We start from the raw sequence: 17,883 nt of genomic DNA on the forward strand, positions 1-17,883 counted from the left end.
GGGGGCGATCAACGTTCTACGGGCCGGGCTGGTCCGTCGCGAAGCCCAACCGGCATAGCGAGAAGCCACCCCCTTCAGGGGGCGGAGGAGTCACGGGAGAGGACCGCCTCCGGAAGTCAGTTGCCCAGCAACGCCGCGGCCCGCTTCCGGGCCTCGCGGAGCCACTCGGCGCGCTGCTCGTCCGTCGAGTCGCTCACCGTGCGGAACACGACCCGGCGGACGTCGTCGACCCCGGTGTACGGCAGCACGCACGCGGCCCAGATGCGCTGCAACGGATCCCCGAACTCGCCGCGCTCGCGATCCTCCAGAGTGTCCGAGGTGTTCAGCACGAGCGCCCGGCCTGCTTGGAGCAGCCCGACCGGCTCACCGTCGGCGGTCCCCAGTTTGTACGCGACACCGGGCACGAACACCCGCTGCACCCAGCCGGTCAGCACGGCAGGCGGCATACCCCACCAGTTGGGGTGGACGAACACCATGGCGTCGAGGGTGGCCACCTCGGCGCGGTGAAGGGCCAGTTGGTTGTCCTGGGCCTCCAGCGCCACTTCGACGGTCTCCGTCTCGACGGCGGTCAGTACCGGAGAGAAGCCCTCGGCGCACAGGTCGTGCGCGACGACGTCGCACCCGCGCCCTCTCAACTCGTCGACGACCGCGTCGAAGAGGGCGTGGTTGAAGCTGCCCGGACGTGGGTGTGCGAGATAGACCCCGATGCGCATGTGCTGCTGATCCCCCAGAGCGATGTGGGCCGGTGCCCAGCACTCGGCCGTCTTCCGTGCCTTGGCATACTCAGCCCCGCGCGGCGAACTCCACGAAGGCCGTCCAGCCCTCGGAGGCTACTCGAAGGGTCGGACCGGCGGCGATCTCCGAGGCACGGGTGTGGATCTTGCCGGGGCAGGCTGCGACCTCGACGCAGTCGCCGTCATCTGCACCGAGCGTCCCGCAGCCCCTCCGACTTCCGAAAGTAGGCCGTCGCCACGGGTGCGTGGAGCAGGCGGCGTTCACCGTGGATCACCGCCCGGGGAGGCTTGGCCGACGGCCGACGCGTAACGCGGTGCGCCTGCCCCTCAAGGCCCCCCCGGCCGGTAGTACGCGGCGTCCCGCCACAGTGCCCGGGTGTCCGGCAGCTCCGGTCGGTCGTGGGCGTCGTCTGGGGCCCAGACGCGGACCGGCCCGGCGCCCGTGGTGTCCAGGGGCTGCCACCCAGGGTCGCCGCTGTCGGCGAAGTCGGCCCACGCCGCGACCATGTCGCGTGACAGGCGGTGGTCCGCGGGGGAGGGCGGGCCGCCGATGAGGAACTCGACGGCCTCCAGCTCGTGGTTGCCGAACGCGAAGGGAACGTCCGCGCAGTGCCACGCACGCACCTCGCCGTGCGGGCCCGCACGGCGCCGGTCGAAGCGCGACAGGAACGTCCGGCCGCCGGCACGTGCGTGCGACTCGGCGAGGCGGCTGCTGTACTCGCCGAACGTCAGGTCGCCCAGGACGGCGAGGTAGACGTCCAGCACCGGGGCGTCCGGCAGGAGATCTCGGTATCCGGCAGTCAGGCCGTCGGGCAGGCCGAAATCCTTCGCGAAACGGTCGAGTTGCTCCGCGGTCGTCACTTTCGCGCTGCTGCCCACGGCGTCCAGCAGCCGGTACTCCTCGGTGGTGTGGCACACGAGCAGGTCCACGCCGGCACCGCCGCCCGCGGCCACGGCGGCGAGCGGCTCCTCGGGCAGGATGACGCCGTCGACGACCGGTCCGTAGACGACCGGGTCGTAATGGAGGTGTCCCGACGCCGGATCGCGGCGGTAGCCGTCCACCACCTCGTCCGAGGCGGCGACCAGAGCCTGGGGCGAAGCAGCCGCCAGCGCGTCGGCCGTGGCCGGGATGACCGCCGCGGCGGCCACCCGCGCGGTGACCTCCTGAGCCAGCGCGGTCGAGAAGCAGGGACCGACGGCGCTGTGGGCGATCGCCCGGCGGAACAGCCCCTCGGCCCGGTCCATCACCATGAGACAGGCGACGGAGGTCGCTCCGGCGGACTGCCCGGCCGTCGTGACATTGTCCGGGTCACCGCCGAACGCGCCGATGTTGTCCCTGACCCATCGCAGGGCGGCGACCTGGTCCAGCAGTCCGCGGTTGTCCGGGGCTCCGGGCACATGCCCGAACCCCTCGAACCCCACCCGGTAGTTGATTGTCACCACGACCAGCCCGCCGTCGCGGGCGAGGGCGGTGCCGTCGAAGTCGGGCTGCGCGGAGGAGCCGAAGGTGTACGCGCCGCCGTGGATCCACACCAGCACCGGCCGAGATGTCGCGTCGCCCGGCGGCACCCACACGTTGAGCGTCAGCACGTCCTCGTCACCGGGCGACCACGTCGGCGAACCCGGAAGCTCGGCCGACTGAGGGGCGATGACGCCGAAGTCGACGCAACTCCGCACGCCCACCCAGGGCGGGACGGGCAGCGGCTCCCGGAACCGCCCGGAGCCGAACGGCGGCGCGGCGTACGGCACTCCGAGCACCGCGACCACGCCGTCGGCCGTCCGCCGCCCGCGCACCACACCGTTCCTCGTCCGGAAGACGTCCACTCCAAGTACCCCCACAACCTGTGCTGCCGGTCAGCCCGGCTCCGGGCGTCCAGCATCCCAGTGCCGCGAGCGCCGGTTCCAACACCAAGATCGCACCGATAGACGCACTCCGAGTGTCAATCCGGCTTCGCTGCAGCAGGGCCGTCCCGGTTCTGTCCGCGCTCCGGGAAGAAAACGCCCCGGACCGTGGTTCGCCGGTCATGACGACGAAGCACGAAGTGCTGCGCTACACCGCCTTCTCCGGGGACCCCGAGGGCGGCAACCCCGCCGGAGTCGTTCTGGACGCGGCGGGCCTCGACGACGCCGGGATGCTCGCCATCGCCGCGGAACTGGGCTACAGCGAGTCCGCGTTTCTGTCCGCCCCGCCAGAAGGGCTCGGCGGCGAGCCCGGACGGGCGTTCACGATCCGGTACTTCAGCCCCAAGGCGGAGGTGCCGTTCTGCGGGCACGCGACCGTCGCCACGGCCATCGCCCTCGGCGAGCGCATCGGAACCGGCGACCTGGTGTTCGCGACGCGCGCCGGGGCGGTGCCGGTGACGGTGAGCGAGGAACGTGGGGCGCTGCGCGCCACCCTCACCACGGTCGAACCGCACAGTGAGGACATCGCGGACGCGGACCTCGCGGAGGCGCTCGCCGCGCTCGACTGGTCGGCCGCCGACCTCGACCCCGCCCTGCCACCCCGTGTCGCCTTCGCGGGCGCCCGGCATCTGGTGCTGGGCGCCGCGACCCGTGAGCGGCTGGCGGACCTCGCGTACGACTTCGACCGGCTCGAGGCCCTGATGCGGCGTCTCGATCTGACCACGGTGCAGTTGGTGTGGCGGGAGTCGGAAACGGTGTTCCATGTGCGCGACCCGTTCCCGGTGGGCGGCGTGGTGGAGGACCCCGCGACGGGCGCGGCTGCGGGGGCCTTCGGCGCGTACGCCCGCGAGCTGGGCCTGGTCCCCGAGTCCGCGGTGCTCACCCTCCACCAGGGCCAGGACATGGGCCGCCCGGGGACGCTGACCGTGGAACTGTGCGCGGGCGACAAGCGGGTGCGGGTGTCGGGGAGGGGCACGCGGATCACGTGACATCCCGGGGCGGTGCGAAGGCGCGCGGGCTCTGCTCCTAAGCTGCCGACCATGACCGCCGACCCCATCGAGCTCGTGATCTTCGACTGCGACGGCGTCCTCGTGGACAGCGAGCGGATCTGCGTCGAAGTCGACGCGATGATCATGGCCGATCTCGGAGTCGCGTTCACCGAGGCCGAGATCATAGAGCGGTTCGTGGGATCGTCCACGGAGGTCTACACGGCCGCCGTGGAGGAGCGCCTCGGCCGACGTCTGGAGAAGGACTGGCAGAAGCGGTACGAGCACCTCTACGACGCCGCCCTCGCCACCAGGTTGACCGCCGTCGACGGAGTCGCCGAGGCCCTGTCCGTTCTCACCGCACCCGTCTGCGTGGCCTCCAACGGACAACACGACGGCATCCGCAGAAGCCTGCGGATCACCGGCCTCGAGGAGCATTTCGAGGGCCGGGTCTTCAGCGCAGCCGACGTGCCCAGGGGCAAGCCCGCCCCGGACCTGTTCCTGCACGCCGCCCGCTCCATGGGCGTCGAGCCCGACCGGTGCGCGGTGATAGAGGACAGCGCGTACGGAGTGCAGGCCGCCCGAGCCGCCGGAATGCGGGCCTTCGGCTACTGCGGCGGTCTGATTCCGGCCGCCCGCCTGCAGGGGCTTGGCACCGTCGTCTTCGACGAGATGCGCGACCTGCCCCGGTTGCTGGAGGCGTAGCGCTGAGCCGGCGAATCCGTAGAGCTCGTGCCTGGAACCTCGCGCCCGGAACCTCCCGCCTGGAACCTCCCGCCTAGAACGACGTCTCGCGCACGCTCGCCCGGTCCGACGGGATCGTCGTCGCCGTGATCTCGGAGCGGTGGTGGGCGCCCGAGAAGGTCGCCGTCAGGGTCTGCGGCTCGCTCTGCGTCGTGCTCACCGTGAAGCCCTGGTTCGGCACCGCCGAGATGAGGCACACCCCGCCGCTGCCGAAGCGCACGGTCGCCTTGCCGCCCCGGGAGGAAATCGTGTGGACCCCCGAGCCGCCCTGCTCGCAGCCCGTGCCCGCTCCCTGCCCTCCACCCTGGGCCGGTGGTTCCGACGGGGGCGCGTCCTGTGGGGGAGCGGTGGTGCGGGCAGCGGAGGTCGGCGTCGCGGTGCGCGGCTTCTCGGAGGTTCTGGACGGCGAGGGCTTACGCGCGCTCGGCTTCGGACTCGGGCTGCGGGAAGGGCTCGGGCGTGGTGACGCGGAAGCCTGCGGCGCGGCGAAGTCCTTCGGGGCCGACTGTGCGACTGGTGCCGTGGGCCTGGTCGAGCCCACCACGAAATGGACCGTGATCATCACGGCCGTGACGCTGGCTGCGGTGCACGACAGCCAGATGAGCAGGTAGCGCAGGAGGCGGGACACGACACCATAGTGACGGACCGGCTAACGTGCGCTCTCATGGCCTCCGTACTTGTCGTCGAAGACGACCCTGTCATCCGGGCCGCGCTGATCGAGGTCCTCACCGGACACGGGTACGCGGTGAAGACCGCCCATCAGGGCTTCGAGGCGCTGCGCGAAGTCACCCAGGGCGCACCCGACATCGTGGTGCTCGACCTCGGGCTGCCCGACCTCGACGGGCTCGACGTGCTGCGCATGATCCGCGGCATCTCGCGGGTGCCCGTCCTGGTCGCAACGGCGCGCGACGACGACGCGGAGATCATCAGGCTGCTCAACGCCGGGGCTGACGACTACATGGTCAAACCCTTCTCCGGCGGCCAGCTCGCGGCCAGGCTCGCCGCGGTGCTGCGCCGCTCGGCGCCGGCCGCGGCGGACGGACAGGACCGCCGGCCGGTCGTGCAGGTCGCCGACCTCAGGATCGATCCGCAGGCCCGTACGGTTCACCTGGCGGGCAGCGAACTGGCCCTCACCCGGAGAGAATTCGATCTGCTCGCCTATCTCGCGGCCAACGCCGACCAGGTCATGTCCCGCCGGCGAATACTCGCTGAGGTGTGGCAGCAGCCGTATCTGGAGGACCAGACGGTGGACGTCCATCTCTCAGCACTGCGCAGGAAACTGGGCGAAAAGGCGTCAGCCCCCCGCTACCTGCACACTGTGCGCGGGATCGGGATCAAGCTCGTCACTTCTCCCTCATGAGACGCGCCCTCGCCGGGATCGCGCTGGCCGTGACGTCGATGGTCGCGCTGTCCTTCCTCATCCCTCTCGCCCTCCTGGTGCGCGAACAGGCCCGTGACCGGGTGACCACCGCCGCCCAGCAGCGGGCCTCCGCCCTCTCGCCGGTCCTCGCCCTGACCACCGAGAGGGGTGACGTCCAGCAGGCCGTGGCCGAGATCGGCTCACGGGACCGGCTGGTCGTACGCCTCCCCGACGGCGGCCTCGTCGGCAGCCCGCACGCGCCGAAGGAAGCGCTGGACCGTGCCGTGCGGAAGCGGGAGACCCTCGCCATGGACACCGCCGAGGGCTGGGTCTACCTCCAGCCCGTCGTGCTGCCCGAGCACCGGGTCGCCGTCGTCGAGGCGTATGTGCCCGCCGCGGATCTCACCCGCGGGGTATGGGCCTCCTGGGGCGTCATGTCCCTGCTCGCGCTGGGCCTGGTGGGCGGCTCCGTGCTGGTGGCGGACCGGCTGGGGGCCCGGGTGGTCCGCTCCTCCCAGAGCCTGAAGCGGGCCTCGCTGGCCCTGGGCTCCGGCGACCTGGACGTACGCGTGGCACCCGACGGGCCGCCGGAGCTGCAGGACGCCGGGGCCGCGTTCAACACGATGGCCGACCGTGTCGTCGAACTGCTCGCGATCGAACGGGAGATGGTTGCGGACCTCTCGCACCGGCTGCGGACGCCGCTCACCGCGCTGTACCTGGAGGCGGACCTGATGGGCGCGTCGCCCGGCGCCCGGCGCATCACCAAGGCCGTGGCCCAGCTGGAGTCCGAGCTCGACTCCATCATCACCGCGGCCCGCACCCCGCTCGCCGCGGGACCGGCCGCCGGGCACGCGGCGGGGCGCCCCTGCGAGATGACGGAGGTCGTCGCGATGCGGCTGGACTTCTGGTCGGTGCTCGCCGCTCAGCAGGACCGGGTGTGCGAGCGCTCCTTCACCCCGCGCCGCACGCCCGTACGGTTCCCGGAGGACGACCTCGCCGCCGTGGTGGACGCCCTGATCGGGAACGTCTTCCGGCACACCCCGCAGGGCACCGCCTTCGCCGTGCGCGTCGAACGCACCGATGGGCACGTGCTGCTGACGGTGGACGACGCGGGCCCCGGCGTCGCCGACCCCGACGCGGCGCTGACCCGGGGCGTCAGCGGGGGCGGTGGGGGAGGGACAGGTCTGGGCCTGGACATCGTGGCGCGCGCGGCCCGCGCGGCCGACGGAGAACTGCTGATCACCAGGGCCCCGATGGGCGGGGCGCGGGTGCGGGTGTCGTTCGGGCTGGCGTGATCCGGTCGGCTGGAAGTGGTCGGAAATGATCTCGGACGTGTCGCCTCTCACGTGACGCGCGCGATCGGCGCGTGAGCTGGGGTGACCTCGGGTAGCCCCGTCGAGCCTCACCTGTCAAGAGGCGTGACGCTCACGAATGTGCAACGAATCACAGACTTTTGCGCCTCCGTGGTGTCAGAGTGACTCAAGAGGCAGGAGTTACCGGCCAGTTGGGCCGGTGAAGCCGGTCCCGTAGTTCCGTACGGCCGAAGTCGGGAAGAACCCACCCCGTTCTCCCGACCCCGGTACCACCGATCCCCCCGGTGCCACTGATCCCGTCCCTCCGAGCGGTCCGTCGACTTCCGCACGGACCCTGAGCGAGACCTGCGATCGGACACGACCATCCCCCCACCGCGCGCCAATGGGCGCGCCGGAGGACACACCCCTATGCACATGCTCATGAAGAACGCCCGCGCCTTCCGGCGCCGGGCTGCCGCCCGTGCCGAGGAGTTCGGCCGGCTCGCGGACGGCCAGTCACCCCAGGCGCTGTTCATCACCTGCTCCGACTCGCGCGTGATCCCCACGCTGATCACCGGAGCCTCCCCCGGCGAGCTGTTCGAACTCCGCACGGCGGGCGGCATCATCCCCGAACACGACCCCGGCCGGCACTCGAGCGAGGCGGCCACCATCGAGTACGCCGTCGAGGTGCTCGGGATCGCCGACATCGTCGTCTGCGGCCACTCCCACTGCGGCGCCGTCGGCGCGATGGCGCGCCGCGAAGATCTCTCCGCCGTCCCGGCGGTCCGTGGCTGGCTGGAGAGCGCGACACCCCCGCCCCTGTTCACCGACTCCTCCGGCCCCGCTGTCGCCGAGGCCGTCAAGCACCATGTGCTCCGCCAGTTACGGCGGTTGAGCGAGTATCCCTGCGTCGACCGACGGGCCGAGGAAGGGCGACTGAACCTGCACGGCTGGTTCTACGAGATAAACACCGGTTCCGTGCTCGTCCACCGGCCGCACGACGACGCGTTCCTCCCGCTGTGAGCGTCCACGCCGCCGGCGAGGCCGGAGACCGCGGACCCGGAGACGTCGCTCGCGGTGACCTCGGTCGCGGAAACCGCGGACGCCACCGTAAGGCGGCGTCGCAGCGCACAGAACGACCGTCCGCCTCGACCCTGCGAGCCGACCTCACCGCGTCCCTCGTCGTCTTCCTGGTCGCCCTCCCGCTGTGCGTGGGCGTGGCCGTGGCATCCGGCGTCCCCGCCGAACTCGGCCTGGTCACCGGCATCGTCGGCGGGATCGTCACCGGACTGCTCCCGGGGAGCAGCCTCCAGGTCAGCGGACCCGCCGCCGGGCTGACCGTCCTTGTCCTCGAAGCCGTCACCGAATTCGGGCTCGGGGCGCTGGGCATCTTCGTCCTGGCGGCGGGCGTGCTGCAACTGGGCATGGGAGCGCTGCGGCTGGGCCGCTGGTTCCGCGCCATATCCATCGCCGTCGTGGAGGGGATGCTGGCCGGGATCGGCCTCGTACTGATCGCCGGCCAGCTCTACGCCATGGCCGACGCGAAGGCACCCGGCTCGGGCCCGGCCAATATCTGGGGCCTGCCCGAACTGCTCGTGCGTACGGTCCGCTCGCCCGGAGCGCTGACAGCCTTCGCCCTCGGCGCGGCGACCGTCGCGCTGATGGCGCTGTGGAAGCATCTGCCGCCCAAGATCCGCTCGGTGCCCGCGCCGCTGGCCGCCGTCGCTCTGACCACCTCAGCCGTCGCGCTGTTGCAACTGCCCGTGAAGCGGGTCGACGTGCAAGGGTTGCTGGGCGCGATCCGGCCACCGTCCCTGGGCGAACTCGGCCGGATCACGGACGCCGGACTGGTCGGTGCGATCGGCACGGTCGTCGCCATCACACTCATCGCGTCGGCCGAGAGTCTGTTCAGTGCCGCTGCCGTCGACCGTCTGCACAGCGGACCAGGCACCGACTACGACAAGGAACTGATGGCGCAGGGGGCGGGCAACGCCCTGTGCGGCGCTCTCGGGGCACTGCCGATGACGGCTGTCATCGTGCGCAGTGCGGCGAACGTGCAAGCGGGTGCGCGGACCAAGGCGTCACGGGTGCTGCACGGCGTATGGCTGCTGCTCTTCGCGGCGCTCCTGCCGGCTGCGCTTGGCCTCATACCCGTTGCCTCCCTCGCCGGCATCCTCGTCTTCTCCGGGTGGAAGCTCATTCCCTTGAAGGAAATGCGTCCGCTGTGGCGCGAGCACCGGGGAGAGGCCCTGATCCTGATGGCGACGGCGCTCGCCATCGTCGCGACCAACATGTTCGAGGGCGTGCTGGTCGGGCTGCTGCTCGCCATCGCGAAGACGGCGTGGGAGACGTCCCACGTCCAGGTGCACGTGGACGAAGACTCGGACCCTGAGGGCCCTCTGCGTGTGGTCCTCTCCGGCAACGCGACCTTCCTCAGGCTGCCCCGGATCCTGGACGCCCTCGAACGGCTGCCCAGGGACCGGCAGATCGAGCTCGATCTGCTCGGTCTGCGGCATCTCGATCACGCATGCAGTACCGCGCTCGCCAACTGGGCCGACCGGCACAACAAAGAGGAGGGGGCCGACCGCGTGCTGATGTCCGCGGCCTGATGTTGACCGGGTCGCGCAGCCTCGGCCCGTACGGCCGCCCTGACCGGTCGCCGTACGGCCCGAGGCCCGCCGTACGGCCCGGGCCCGCCGTACGGCCCGGGCCCGGGGGCCTCTGCCGGAAGTCGGCGTGGCTAGCGCCCGGTGCCGAAGTTCTGGGTCCACCACGGGCCGCCGTCACCGAAGTGGACGCCGACGCCGAGCTCCTTGAAGGAGCAGTTGAGTATGTTGGCGCGGTGACCGGGGCTGTTCATCCACGAGTTCATGACCGCGGCAGCGTCCGCCTGCCCCCGGGCTATGTTCTCGCCCAGCGTCGACCACTCGTAACCCGCGGCCTCGACCCGGCTCGTCATCGTCGAACCGTCGGGTCCGGTGTGGGACATCACGCCGCTGCGGGCCATGACGTCGCTGTAGTTGTCGGCCGCCCGGGTGAGCTCCGCGTTGGCGGTGACCGGCGAGCAGCCGGCGGACGAACGCTCCTTGTTGACGAGTGAGAGGACCTGCGCCTCCGCACCGTTCGAGTCGGAGCCGCTTCCGGATCCCGATCCCGACCCCGACCCGGATCCTGATCCGCCGGACGACGAGGCAGGGCGGTCGCCACCGCCGGAGCCGCCCGTTCCGCCGTTGCGCGTCGGCTTCGCCGTTGCCGTCCGCTTCGCGGTCTTGGAGGCCGTCGACGGGCTCGCCGATCGCTTCGGCTCGGCGGACGCGGTGACGCTCGGACTCGGCGACGCGCTCGCGCTCGGGGTTCCCGAGGGCGAGGTGAGCGGCGACGCGCTGCCCGTCGTGGCGTCCTCGTCACCGCCGCCGGGTATCTCCCCTGCGGCGTTGGTGTCCACGCGTCCAGCCGCTCCGCCCTCGTCCCCGCCGCTCGTGGCGAGGGTGGCCCCGACCCCGGCAGCGACCGTGATCACGCCCAGCGCCAGCACGGCGCCACGGGCGCGCAGCCCGGTCTTGGGTCGGGCGTGCGAGTGGGCGTTGGAACGAGCGGCTCTTCGAGAACCCATGCGTAGGACACCTCGGGAGGTTGACGGCTGTGCGGTCGTGATCCCGGCGGCCGCAGCCGCGCCCGCCGGGATCACGGTGGGGGGTTGCCGAGATCGTAGGCCGGTTCGAACCACGGAAGCCCTTTCGTGGCCCTTCTTCAAGAAGCCATAAGAAAGCCATCAGGCTGTGTGAAGGTACGGCGTCCCTTCTGCGTGTGCTCGCGGTTGTCTTGTGGCGAACCACCCAGCTGTGGCATACAGGTCTGGACCAATGCCCGTCGCCCGTACGCGGAGGCCCGACCGTGCAACGTCCCCCCACTCTCGTCGCGTTGGCCTGCTCGGCCGCCATGGTCCTCACCGCCTGCGGAGCCGAGGACGACAAGGACAGCGAACGCCCCTCCACACCGTCCGGGGTGACCGCGCAGGCCGGCAGTGCCACTTCCGTGCACGTCATGTGGGACAAGTCCTCCGACAACAAGGCGGTCACCGGCTATGAGGTCTACCGGAAGGGGACCAAGGTCATGGTCCTGCCGGCCGGCAAGCACATGGTCGACATCGACGGGCTGGCGCCGGAGACGGCGTACAGCTTCACCGTGCGGGCGCGGGACGCCGCCGGGAATCTGTCCGCCCCCAGCGCCGCGATATCCGTCACCACCCCGGCCCAGGCGCCGGACGACCGCAAGGCTCCGACGAAGCCGGCCCGGGTCAAGGGGCGTGTGGAAGGGGCCACCTCGGTGTCCCTCACCTGGGAACGCGCCACGGACGACACGGGCGTCACCTCGTACGACATCTACCAGGAGGATTCCCGTATCCACAGTGTGAGCGGCAATGCGGCGACCGCCCGTGTCACCGGCCTGCGGGCCGGCACCGTCTACACCTTCACCGTCCGGGCCCGTGACGCAGCAGAGAACTCGTCGCCGGACAGCAACTCCGTTGACCTCACCACCCCTTCGGCACCGGGCGACGACAACCCGAGCACCGCGCCGACCGGCCTCGAGGCGACCGTCCGCAAGGGGAGCATCGAGCTGAGGTGGACTCCGCCGCGGACCGGTGCCCCGGTCGAGGAGCATCAGCTCTATCTGAACGGCAAGCCGGCGACCACGATCGTGTGGGGCGCCGAGCCTCCCACCGGGACGGCCGCCTACACCATGACCGTGACCGACAAACCCGGCACCCGCTACAGCATCAAGCTCCGAGCCAAGCTGCCGGACGGCAAGTGGGGTGACTTCTCGGCGCAGCGCACGGTCGTGGTCCGCTGACGCAGCCGAGCCGTACCCGCGCCTTGCACCCGCACGCCTGCTCCCGACCCCCACGCCACTACGTGCCTGTGACGCCGTCGATGCTCTCCCTGAGCAGATCCGCGTGCCCGTTGTGACGCGCGTACTCCTCGATCATGTGCACCAGGATCCAGCGCAGCGACACGCCGTCGTCGCCGAGCACGGCGGCGTTCTGCTCGGACAGCTTGCCGGAATCGTCGAGCGAGGCGTCGGCCGTCAGCTCGCGACTCCGGTCGACCTCGGCCCGCCACGCTGCCAGCGCCTCGTCCATCCCGCGCTCCGGCACGAGGGCGAAGCCGAACTCCCCCTTGTCCCCGAACCGCAACGGCACGTCCTGACCGGCGAACACCCGCTGGAACCAGTTCCGTTCGACCTCGGTCATGTGCTGGACCAGACCCAGCATCGTCATGGACGAAGGCTGCACCGGCGCCAGCCGTATCCGACGGTCGTCGAGGCCGGCGCACTTCAGGGCCAGGGTGGCCCGGTGAAAGTCCAACCAGCTCTCCAGCATGGCGCGTTCACCTGCATGAGGGGGCGGGATCGGCCGTCCGTCCGGTGTCGTACGCATGCACAGCAGCCTCGCACGAGCCACTGACAATCGACAGGGCGCACAGCGCTGGGCGCTGCGGCCGCCGCCCCGCGCATCCGCATCACCGCAGAGAGACTTCCTCGCCCTTGCCGCGTTCGCGCGCCGCGCCGAGGACCAGCGCCGCCGCCGCGGCGTCCTGCACGGAGACACCCACCGACTTGTAGAGGGTGATCTGCCCCGGGGCAGTGCGCCCGGGGCGGCTCCCGGTGATGAGTTCGCCCAGCTCGGCGTGTACGTGCTCGGCCGTGATCAGCCCGTGGCGGATCGGGCTCAGCAGGTCGTTGCTGCCGGCGGGGAAGGGGGCCAGCGCGGCCTCCCGCGACTCGACGCACACGAGCGACTGGACGACCGTGGCGTCGTCGACCTCGCGCCCGGCAGGGTTGTACCCCACGGAGGTGACGTGCGCCCCGGGTGCCAGCCAATCCAGCCGTACCACCGGCTCCGTCGCATGGGTGGCCGCGGCGACGATGTCCGCGGCGTCGAGCGCCTCCGCGTAGGTGGCCACCGCCCGCACCTCCACCCGCGGCGCCTCCGGGGTGCCGGACGCCGAGCAAAGCTCGGCCGCGAGGGCAGCCGCCTTCTCGGGGTCGCGCCCCGCGACCCGGATCTCCCGGATCGGGCGGACACGGCACATGGCGTGGGCGTGGGCGCGGGCCTGAACACCCGTTCCCAGGACCGCCAGGACCGTGGAGTCCTCCCGGGCCAGCAGCCGAGCCGACAGAGCCGAACAGGCACCAGTACGCGCTGCCGTGATGGCCGTTCCGTCCAGCAGGGCGACAGGCTCACCCGTCTCCGGATCGAAAACGGCGATCAGTGCCTGATGGGTCGGCAGACGGGTTCCGGCGTTCTCCGGGAAGAGGGATACCAGCTTGCTCACGAGGGCACCTGCCGACGGCACGAACCCGGGCATGGCCGCGAGGAATCCACTGCGATCCGGCACCAGCGCGGCGGTACGCGGGGGCGCCGAGGCGTGGCCCCTGCTGAGGTCCGCCATCGCGGGGGCCAATGCGTCGATCAACGCGCCCATGTCGAGCAGCTCCTCGACCTGCGAACGTCCCAGAACCAGCATGCGCACCCATCTCCCGAACGCGGCCGTCGAAACCGCGACCTGTCCCGTCAAGACTCACACCTGCCGCCGCGGCGGCGACGCGCCGATGTGCCGAGGGAGCTCCACCTCAGGGGTGCGCAATTGTCGGACCCCCTCGCCAGGTTGAGGGGCATGACGCATGCCGAGTGTAGGACGGAGAAGATCAATCCGCGTCAGTTCCACGAAGCCGCGGGCGTCGAGGACTGGGGGGTACTGGGCGAAGGAGCGTGTACGCAGTTCCGTAGGGCAACGAGGCCTGTGTCGGCGCCTGCGGACCGCCCGAGCCCGGCACCATGTGAAGCGCGGAGCCGGAGCTCGGCCCGGGAGGCGAACGCTCCCGCAGGCGGCGGCGATCGCCTATGGGGGCGCGGTCAGCTCGGCGTTCTCCTCGCCCCGGGGCGGCGTGGATGTGGGGGCTCCGGGGGCCTCCCTCTGCGGGCCGACCTTTCCGTGGTGCGGCGACGAGGCCAAGAGGTCGAGGACCAGTGCGGCCGTCCAGCCGAAGTCGCGGGTGCCCCGCGCCTCACCGGTGAACGGGTCCACGTACTCGGCGAAGTCGCAGATACGGGCCGCGGCCAGCATGGAGGTGCGCAGCCGGTCAGCCGCCTCGACACGTCCGTACTGGCGAAGTCCCTGCTCCAGCAGCCAGTTCACGTTGAACCAGGCCGGCCCGCGCCAGTAGCGGTGCGGGTCGTAGGCAGGGCCGTCGAAGGCGTACGACGGCGCCATCAGGGCCTCACCGAGCCGGAAACCGGGCCCCGTCGCCGTGGCGAACAGCGCGTCCGTGATGTTCCGGGGCAGACCAGGGACGATGAGGGGGACGAGTCCGGCGACGCTCCGTTCGGGGACGAGCGCGTCGCCGACGAGGTCCCGGCACAGGAACATGCCGTCGGCCGGCGACCACAGCCGCTCCACCAGAGCTTCGGTCAGGCGCGCCGCCCGCTCCTCATGGGGCAGGGGATCCATGGCCGTCTCGGCGGCGATATGGGCGAGGGCCAGCTCCGAGACGATCAGCAGCGCGTTGACCGTAGGGTCCTCGACCGCGAACGCGTGATGGCCGGCCGTGTCCGCGTAACCGCTGTCCCGGTAGTCGGCGGCGAGCCGCACATACCGGCCGTAGTCGAGGTCGGTCGGGCGTTCGGCGGCCTGCCCGTGGTCGAGGTCGGCGCGCCGGTACGAGCCCGGGGCGACCGGATCGACCCGCCGCAGCGGACCGTCCCAGCACGGGCTGTTGTCCATGCCCGGTTCCCACGGGTGGACCACGGCGGACAGCCCGCCGCCACCCAGGTCGCGGGGACCGGTCAGGTAGTCGTGCCAGGCGGCGAGACGCCCGTAGAGCCGGGGCAGGAAGCCGCGCCGGCGGGACACCTCGGGGTCGGCCTGATGCACCAGCCAGGCGGCGAGCGCATGCACCGGAGGCTGCACGATGCCCGAGGTCTCGAGATCGGCCGGGGCACCCGCCGCGGCGCCCGCCCGTGAGGAGCGCCAGAAGTCCGGGCTGGGGAAGTACGCGTCGAGGGGCACCGCCCGGTTGAAGACGATGTGCGGAACGCGTCCGTCCGCCCACTGGGCGCCGAGGAGCGTCTCCAGCTCGCGCTGCGCCCGCCGCACCGACAGGTGGCGCAGCCCGATGGCGATGAATGCCGAGTCCCAGCTCCACTGGTGCGGATACAGCCCGCGGGAGGGGACGCTCGAATCACCCCTCCAGTTCGAGAGCAGAACCCGTGCCGCGCCGCGCCGAAGGGTCAGGTCCTCGGAAGCGGCGGGCAGGGGAGTCCGGACAAGCGACGTCATCCCGCCGACCCCTGCGGGCGCGCGAGGGCGGAGCGGGCGGCTGTGAACGGGACGACGCGCTCCACTGGGGCTCCGGAAAGGCTGGCTGGGGGTGCTGCTCGGGGGCCGATGGCGAAGATTTTCTCCCCGCCATGGGCTTACGGCAAGCAAAAGTAGCGTCGAAATGTATACCGAAGGGGTGTAAGTGGCGAAAAACACAGCGTGGCGCGGGCAGGTCGCCCGGCCCGTCACCCCGCCCGGCCCCGTCCGGCACCCCGCCCCGTCCTCACCCCGTCCCGTCCGTCACCCCGTCCCGTCCGTCACCCCGTCCCGTCCGTCACCCCGCCCGGCGACGCGGGCCGCCGGGGCAGCCGCCGCCGCACCGTCACCGTTCCAGCTCCTTGTGCGCGCTCTCCGGCAGCCGCAGGTACACCGCCGACGAGACGAGGCACAGCACCGCCACGTACCAGGGGAACAGCCCGGGACGGCCCAGTTCCTTGAAGAGCGTCCCCACGTACGGGGCGGTCCCGCCGAACACGGCGACCGTGAGCGAGTACGGGAAGCCGATGCCGGCGGCCCGCACCCTGGCCGGGAACACCTCCGCGTTCACGGCCGCCGAGATCGAGGTGAAGCCGGTCAGCAGGATCATTCCCGCGCACTGCACCAGCAGCAGCGAGAGGAACGAACCGTTCCCCGCCCGCAGCAGGGGCACACTCAGCACGGCGAAGCCGACCCCGAAGAACAACAGTGACGGCTTGCGCCCGAAGCGGTCCGACAGCAGCCCGCCGACCGGCTGCAGGAGTGCGAAGAACGCCAGCGACAGTGTGCCCGCAAGCAGCGCGTCGGCCTTGTCGATGTGGGTGTTGAGCTCCGCGTACGTCGGCAGGTACGAGGTCCACGTGTAGTAGGCGAGCGTGCCGCCCGCCGTGATGCCGCAGATCAGCAGCGACTCCCGCGGATGGTGACGCAGGGCGTCGAAGAGACCCGGCCGTTCGCGATGCTGCTGCTCGAGGCTGCGCGTCTCGTGCGCGCTGCGCCTGATCCAGAAGCCGACGAGGCTGAGCAGCGCACCGAGCACGAACGGAACACGCCACCCCCAGCCGTTCATCTGCCCCTCCGCGAGGACGCTCACCAGCAGAGCCGCGATGCCCGAGGCCGCGAGCTGCCCGACGGAGGTGGAGACGTACTGGAAGGACGAGAACAGCCCTCGCCGCCCGGGGCCGGCCGACTCCACCAGGAACGTGGTCGACGCGGCGAACTCCCCACCCACGGAAAGACCTTGCAGCAGCCGGGCCAGCACCAGAACCACGGGAGCGAGGATGCCGGCGGTGGCGTACGTCGGCGTCAGCCCGACCAGCAGGCTGCTGCCACCCATCAGGAGGATCGTGACGGTGAGCGCGGCACGTCTGCCGTGCCGGTCCGCGACCGTGCCCATGAGCAGTCCGCCCACCGGCCGCATGAAGAAGCCGACGGCGAAGACCGCGAAGGTCGACAGGAGCGGCACGAGGGAGTTCCCGGAGCTCCTCGGGAAGACCTGGTCGGCGATGTAGACGGCGAGGAAGGTGTACGCGTACCAGTCGTACCACTCCACCGCGTTGCCGACGGATGCCGCGAGCAGCTGCCGCACCGGGCGCCCGGCGGGGGCTGTGACCGTCCGGACCGTAGGTGTTTCTGTCATGATCGCGACCATCCCCACCTCGAGGCCGGCGTATACGTCGGACGGCCCCTGGGTGCGGGGCCTCAGTCACCCGGCGGGTTTCTCCCAGACCGACACGTGCCGGCGGCTCTCGTGCGTGAACGGCTCCCGCTCCCACCCTGCCCACCGGTCGCGCAGCCGCAGACCGGCGAGTTGGGCCATCAGGTCGAGTTCGGCCGGCCAGACGTAGCGGAAGGGGATCGAGCGGTACTCGCCGCGCCCGTCGACGACCTCCACATAGTTCGAACTCATCGCCTGAGTGGCGGTGTCGTAGAGGTCGAAGGCCCAGCGTGTCGGGCTCACGTGGAACGGGACGCTGGTCTGCCCCGGCGGAAGGCTGCGCAGATCGGGGACGCCGACCTCGACGACGAAGCAGCCGCCCGGCCCGAGGTGGGCCGCGACGTTACGGAAGCACGCCACCTGGGCGGCCTGCGTCGTCAGGTTCATGATCGTGTTGAAGACCAGGTACGCGACGGAGAACGTCCCGTCCACCCTCGTCGTCGCGAAGTCGCCGACGGCGACGCCGACCTGCTCGCCACCCGGCTTCGCCCGCATCCGGGCGACCATCGCCCGTGACATGTCGATGCCGTGGACCGGGACCCCGCGCCGGGCCAGCGGCAGCGCGATGCGCCCCGTCCCGACGCCGAGCTCAAGGGCCCTGCCGTCGCCGGCGAGCTCAGCGAGAACATCAACAACGGGGTCGATGCTGCCCGGAGCGAACATCTCCGCGGACGACTCGTCGTACGTCGCCGCGACACGCTCACCGAAGTAGCCGTCCGCGTTTACGTCGTCCCCGTTTACGTCGTCCGCGTCTGCGCGGTCCATCGCTGCGTTGTCCATCGGTACGTCGT

The 17,883-nt window shown here is 71.3% G+C and carries 18 protein-coding genes; 8 read left to right on the forward strand and 10 right to left on the reverse strand.

The window, feature by feature from the left end:
• Window positions 1-116: 116 nt before the first annotated feature.
• The 3 genes from ACIQ7Q_RS30440 to ACIQ7Q_RS30450 form a co-directional block, all read right to left on the reverse strand.
• Window positions 117-713: an NAD(P)H-dependent oxidoreductase gene (locus ACIQ7Q_RS30440; protein WP_403869121.1), complete on the reverse strand. Its 597-nt coding sequence runs from the start codon at window positions 711-713 to the stop codon at window positions 117-119.
• 70 nt (window positions 714-783) lie between these two features.
• Window positions 784-999 carry a DUF397 domain-containing protein gene (locus ACIQ7Q_RS30445; protein WP_403869124.1) on the reverse strand — a complete coding sequence of 72 codons (216 nt, stop codon included), beginning with the start codon at window positions 997-999 and terminating at the stop codon, window positions 784-786.
• Between the two features lie 62 nt (window positions 1,000-1,061).
• Window positions 1,062-2,558 (reverse strand): carboxylesterase/lipase family protein, encoded by a 1,497-nt coding sequence (locus ACIQ7Q_RS30450; RefSeq protein ID WP_403869127.1) that lies wholly within the window; start codon window positions 2,556-2,558, stop codon window positions 1,062-1,064.
• Window positions 2,559-2,758: 200 nt separating this feature from the next.
• On the opposite strand from ACIQ7Q_RS30450, the gene ACIQ7Q_RS30455 reads away from it, so the two are divergent.
• Window positions 2,759-3,625 carry a PhzF family phenazine biosynthesis protein gene (locus ACIQ7Q_RS30455; protein ID WP_403869130.1) on the forward strand — a complete coding sequence of 289 codons (867 nt, stop codon included), beginning with the start codon at window positions 2,759-2,761 and terminating at the stop codon, window positions 3,623-3,625.
• A gap of 51 nt (window positions 3,626-3,676) precedes the next feature.
• The gene (locus ACIQ7Q_RS30460; RefSeq protein WP_403869133.1) at window positions 3,677-4,327 is read left to right on the forward strand and encodes an HAD family hydrolase; all 651 of its coding nucleotides are present in this window, start codon (window positions 3,677-3,679) and stop codon (window positions 4,325-4,327) included.
• Window positions 4,328-4,400: 73 nt separating this feature from the next.
• On the opposite strand, the gene ACIQ7Q_RS30465 is transcribed toward ACIQ7Q_RS30460, so the two are convergent.
• Window positions 4,401-4,586, reverse strand: a complete 186-nt coding sequence (locus ACIQ7Q_RS30465; RefSeq protein WP_403869136.1) for a hypothetical protein — start codon at window positions 4,584-4,586, stop codon at window positions 4,401-4,403.
• 130 nt (window positions 4,587-4,716) lie between these two features.
• Between ACIQ7Q_RS30465 and ACIQ7Q_RS30470 the strand changes: the two genes are divergently transcribed.
• The 5 genes from ACIQ7Q_RS30470 to ACIQ7Q_RS30490 all read left to right on the forward strand — a co-directional run bounded on the left by ACIQ7Q_RS30470 (window position 4,717) and on the right by ACIQ7Q_RS30490 (window position 9,627).
• Complete coding sequence (locus ACIQ7Q_RS30470; protein WP_403869139.1) at window positions 4,717-4,977, forward strand: hypothetical protein; 261 nt, start codon at window positions 4,717-4,719, stop codon at window positions 4,975-4,977.
• Between the two features lie 53 nt (window positions 4,978-5,030).
• Entirely contained in the window at window positions 5,031-5,726 is a 696-nt protein-coding gene (locus ACIQ7Q_RS30475) for a response regulator transcription factor (RefSeq protein ID WP_403869141.1), read from the forward strand.
• Window positions 5,723-7,021, forward strand: coding sequence for an ATP-binding protein (locus ACIQ7Q_RS30480; RefSeq protein ID WP_403869143.1), 1,299 nt, complete (start codon window positions 5,723-5,725; stop codon window positions 7,019-7,021). The genes ACIQ7Q_RS30475 and ACIQ7Q_RS30480 overlap by 4 nt, the downstream gene beginning before the upstream one ends.
• 426 nt (window positions 7,022-7,447) lie before the next feature.
• Window positions 7,448-8,041: a carbonic anhydrase gene (locus tag ACIQ7Q_RS30485; RefSeq protein WP_403869146.1), complete on the forward strand. Its 594-nt coding sequence runs from the start codon at window positions 7,448-7,450 to the stop codon at window positions 8,039-8,041.
• A gap of 131 nt (window positions 8,042-8,172) precedes the next feature.
• Window positions 8,173-9,627 carry a SulP family inorganic anion transporter gene (locus ACIQ7Q_RS30490; protein WP_403869459.1) on the forward strand — a complete coding sequence of 485 codons (1,455 nt, stop codon included), beginning with the start codon at window positions 8,173-8,175 and terminating at the stop codon, window positions 9,625-9,627.
• Between the two features lie 131 nt (window positions 9,628-9,758).
• Here ACIQ7Q_RS30490 and ACIQ7Q_RS30495 read toward each other — a convergent pair whose 3' ends face one another.
• Window positions 9,759-10,631 carry a CAP domain-containing protein gene (locus tag ACIQ7Q_RS30495; RefSeq protein WP_403869149.1) on the reverse strand — a complete coding sequence of 291 codons (873 nt, stop codon included), beginning with the start codon at window positions 10,629-10,631 and terminating at the stop codon, window positions 9,759-9,761.
• A gap of 281 nt (window positions 10,632-10,912) precedes the next feature.
• Between ACIQ7Q_RS30495 and ACIQ7Q_RS30500 the strand changes: the two genes are divergently transcribed.
• Entirely contained in the window at window positions 10,913-11,869 is a 957-nt protein-coding gene (locus ACIQ7Q_RS30500) for a fibronectin type III domain-containing protein (protein ID WP_403869152.1), read from the forward strand.
• Between the two features lie 58 nt (window positions 11,870-11,927).
• Here ACIQ7Q_RS30500 and ACIQ7Q_RS30505 read toward each other — a convergent pair whose 3' ends face one another.
• From ACIQ7Q_RS30505 to ACIQ7Q_RS30525, 5 genes are all read right to left on the reverse strand, one after another.
• Entirely contained in the window at window positions 11,928-12,455 is a 528-nt protein-coding gene (locus ACIQ7Q_RS30505) for a DinB family protein (RefSeq protein ID WP_403869155.1), read from the reverse strand.
• An 82-nt stretch (window positions 12,456-12,537) separates the two neighbouring features.
• Window positions 12,538-13,545 (reverse strand): ornithine cyclodeaminase family protein, encoded by a 1,008-nt coding sequence (locus ACIQ7Q_RS30510; protein ID WP_403869158.1) that lies wholly within the window; start codon window positions 13,543-13,545, stop codon window positions 12,538-12,540.
• A gap of 375 nt (window positions 13,546-13,920) precedes the next feature.
• Complete coding sequence (locus ACIQ7Q_RS30515) at window positions 13,921-15,357, reverse strand: MGH1-like glycoside hydrolase domain-containing protein (protein ID WP_403869161.1); 1,437 nt, start codon at window positions 15,355-15,357, stop codon at window positions 13,921-13,923.
• A 364-nt stretch (window positions 15,358-15,721) separates the two neighbouring features.
• Window positions 15,722-17,014 (reverse strand): MFS transporter, encoded by a 1,293-nt coding sequence (locus ACIQ7Q_RS30520; RefSeq protein ID WP_403869163.1) that lies wholly within the window; start codon window positions 17,012-17,014, stop codon window positions 15,722-15,724.
• A 66-nt stretch (window positions 17,015-17,080) separates the two neighbouring features.
• A complete protein-coding gene (locus tag ACIQ7Q_RS30525) occupies window positions 17,081-17,857 on the reverse strand; it encodes a class I SAM-dependent DNA methyltransferase (protein ID WP_403869462.1) in 777 nt (258 codons plus the stop codon).
• Window positions 17,858-17,883: the final 26 nt, after the last annotated feature.

It is taken from the genome of Streptomyces sp. NPDC096176, assembly GCF_044763255.1.
Lineage (GTDB): Bacteria > Actinomycetota > Actinomycetes > Streptomycetales > Streptomycetaceae > Streptomyces.

Coding starts and splice junctions, on each gene's coding strand:
- ACIQ7Q_RS30440 (WP_403869121.1), bottom strand. CDS start 713: ATGCGCATCGGGGTCTATCTCGCACACCCACGTCCGGGCAGCTTCAAC.
- ACIQ7Q_RS30455 (WP_403869130.1), top strand. CDS start 2,759: ATGACGACGAAGCACGAAGTGCTGCGCTACACCGCCTTCTCCGGGGAC.
- ACIQ7Q_RS30460 (WP_403869133.1), top strand. CDS start 3,677: ATGACCGCCGACCCCATCGAGCTCGTGATCTTCGACTGCGACGGCGTC.
- ACIQ7Q_RS30475 (WP_403869141.1), top strand. CDS start 5,031: ATGGCCTCCGTACTTGTCGTCGAAGACGACCCTGTCATCCGGGCCGCG.
- ACIQ7Q_RS30480 (WP_403869143.1), top strand. CDS start 5,723: ATGAGACGCGCCCTCGCCGGGATCGCGCTGGCCGTGACGTCGATGGTC.
- ACIQ7Q_RS30485 (WP_403869146.1), top strand. CDS start 7,448: ATGCACATGCTCATGAAGAACGCCCGCGCCTTCCGGCGCCGGGCTGCC.
- ACIQ7Q_RS30495 (WP_403869149.1), bottom strand. CDS start 10,631: ATGGGTTCTCGAAGAGCCGCTCGTTCCAACGCCCACTCGCACGCCCGA.
- ACIQ7Q_RS30505 (WP_403869155.1), bottom strand. CDS start 12,455: ATGCGTACGACACCGGACGGACGGCCGATCCCGCCCCCTCATGCAGGT.
- ACIQ7Q_RS30510 (WP_403869158.1), bottom strand. CDS start 13,545: ATGCTGGTTCTGGGACGTTCGCAGGTCGAGGAGCTGCTCGACATGGGC.
- ACIQ7Q_RS30515 (WP_403869161.1), bottom strand. CDS start 15,357: ATGACGTCGCTTGTCCGGACTCCCCTGCCCGCCGCTTCCGAGGACCTG.
- ACIQ7Q_RS30520 (WP_403869163.1), bottom strand. CDS start 17,014: ATGACAGAAACACCTACGGTCCGGACGGTCACAGCCCCCGCCGGGCGC.
- ACIQ7Q_RS30525 (WP_403869462.1), bottom strand. CDS start 17,857: ATGGACCGCGCAGACGCGGACGACGTAAACGGGGACGACGTAAACGCG.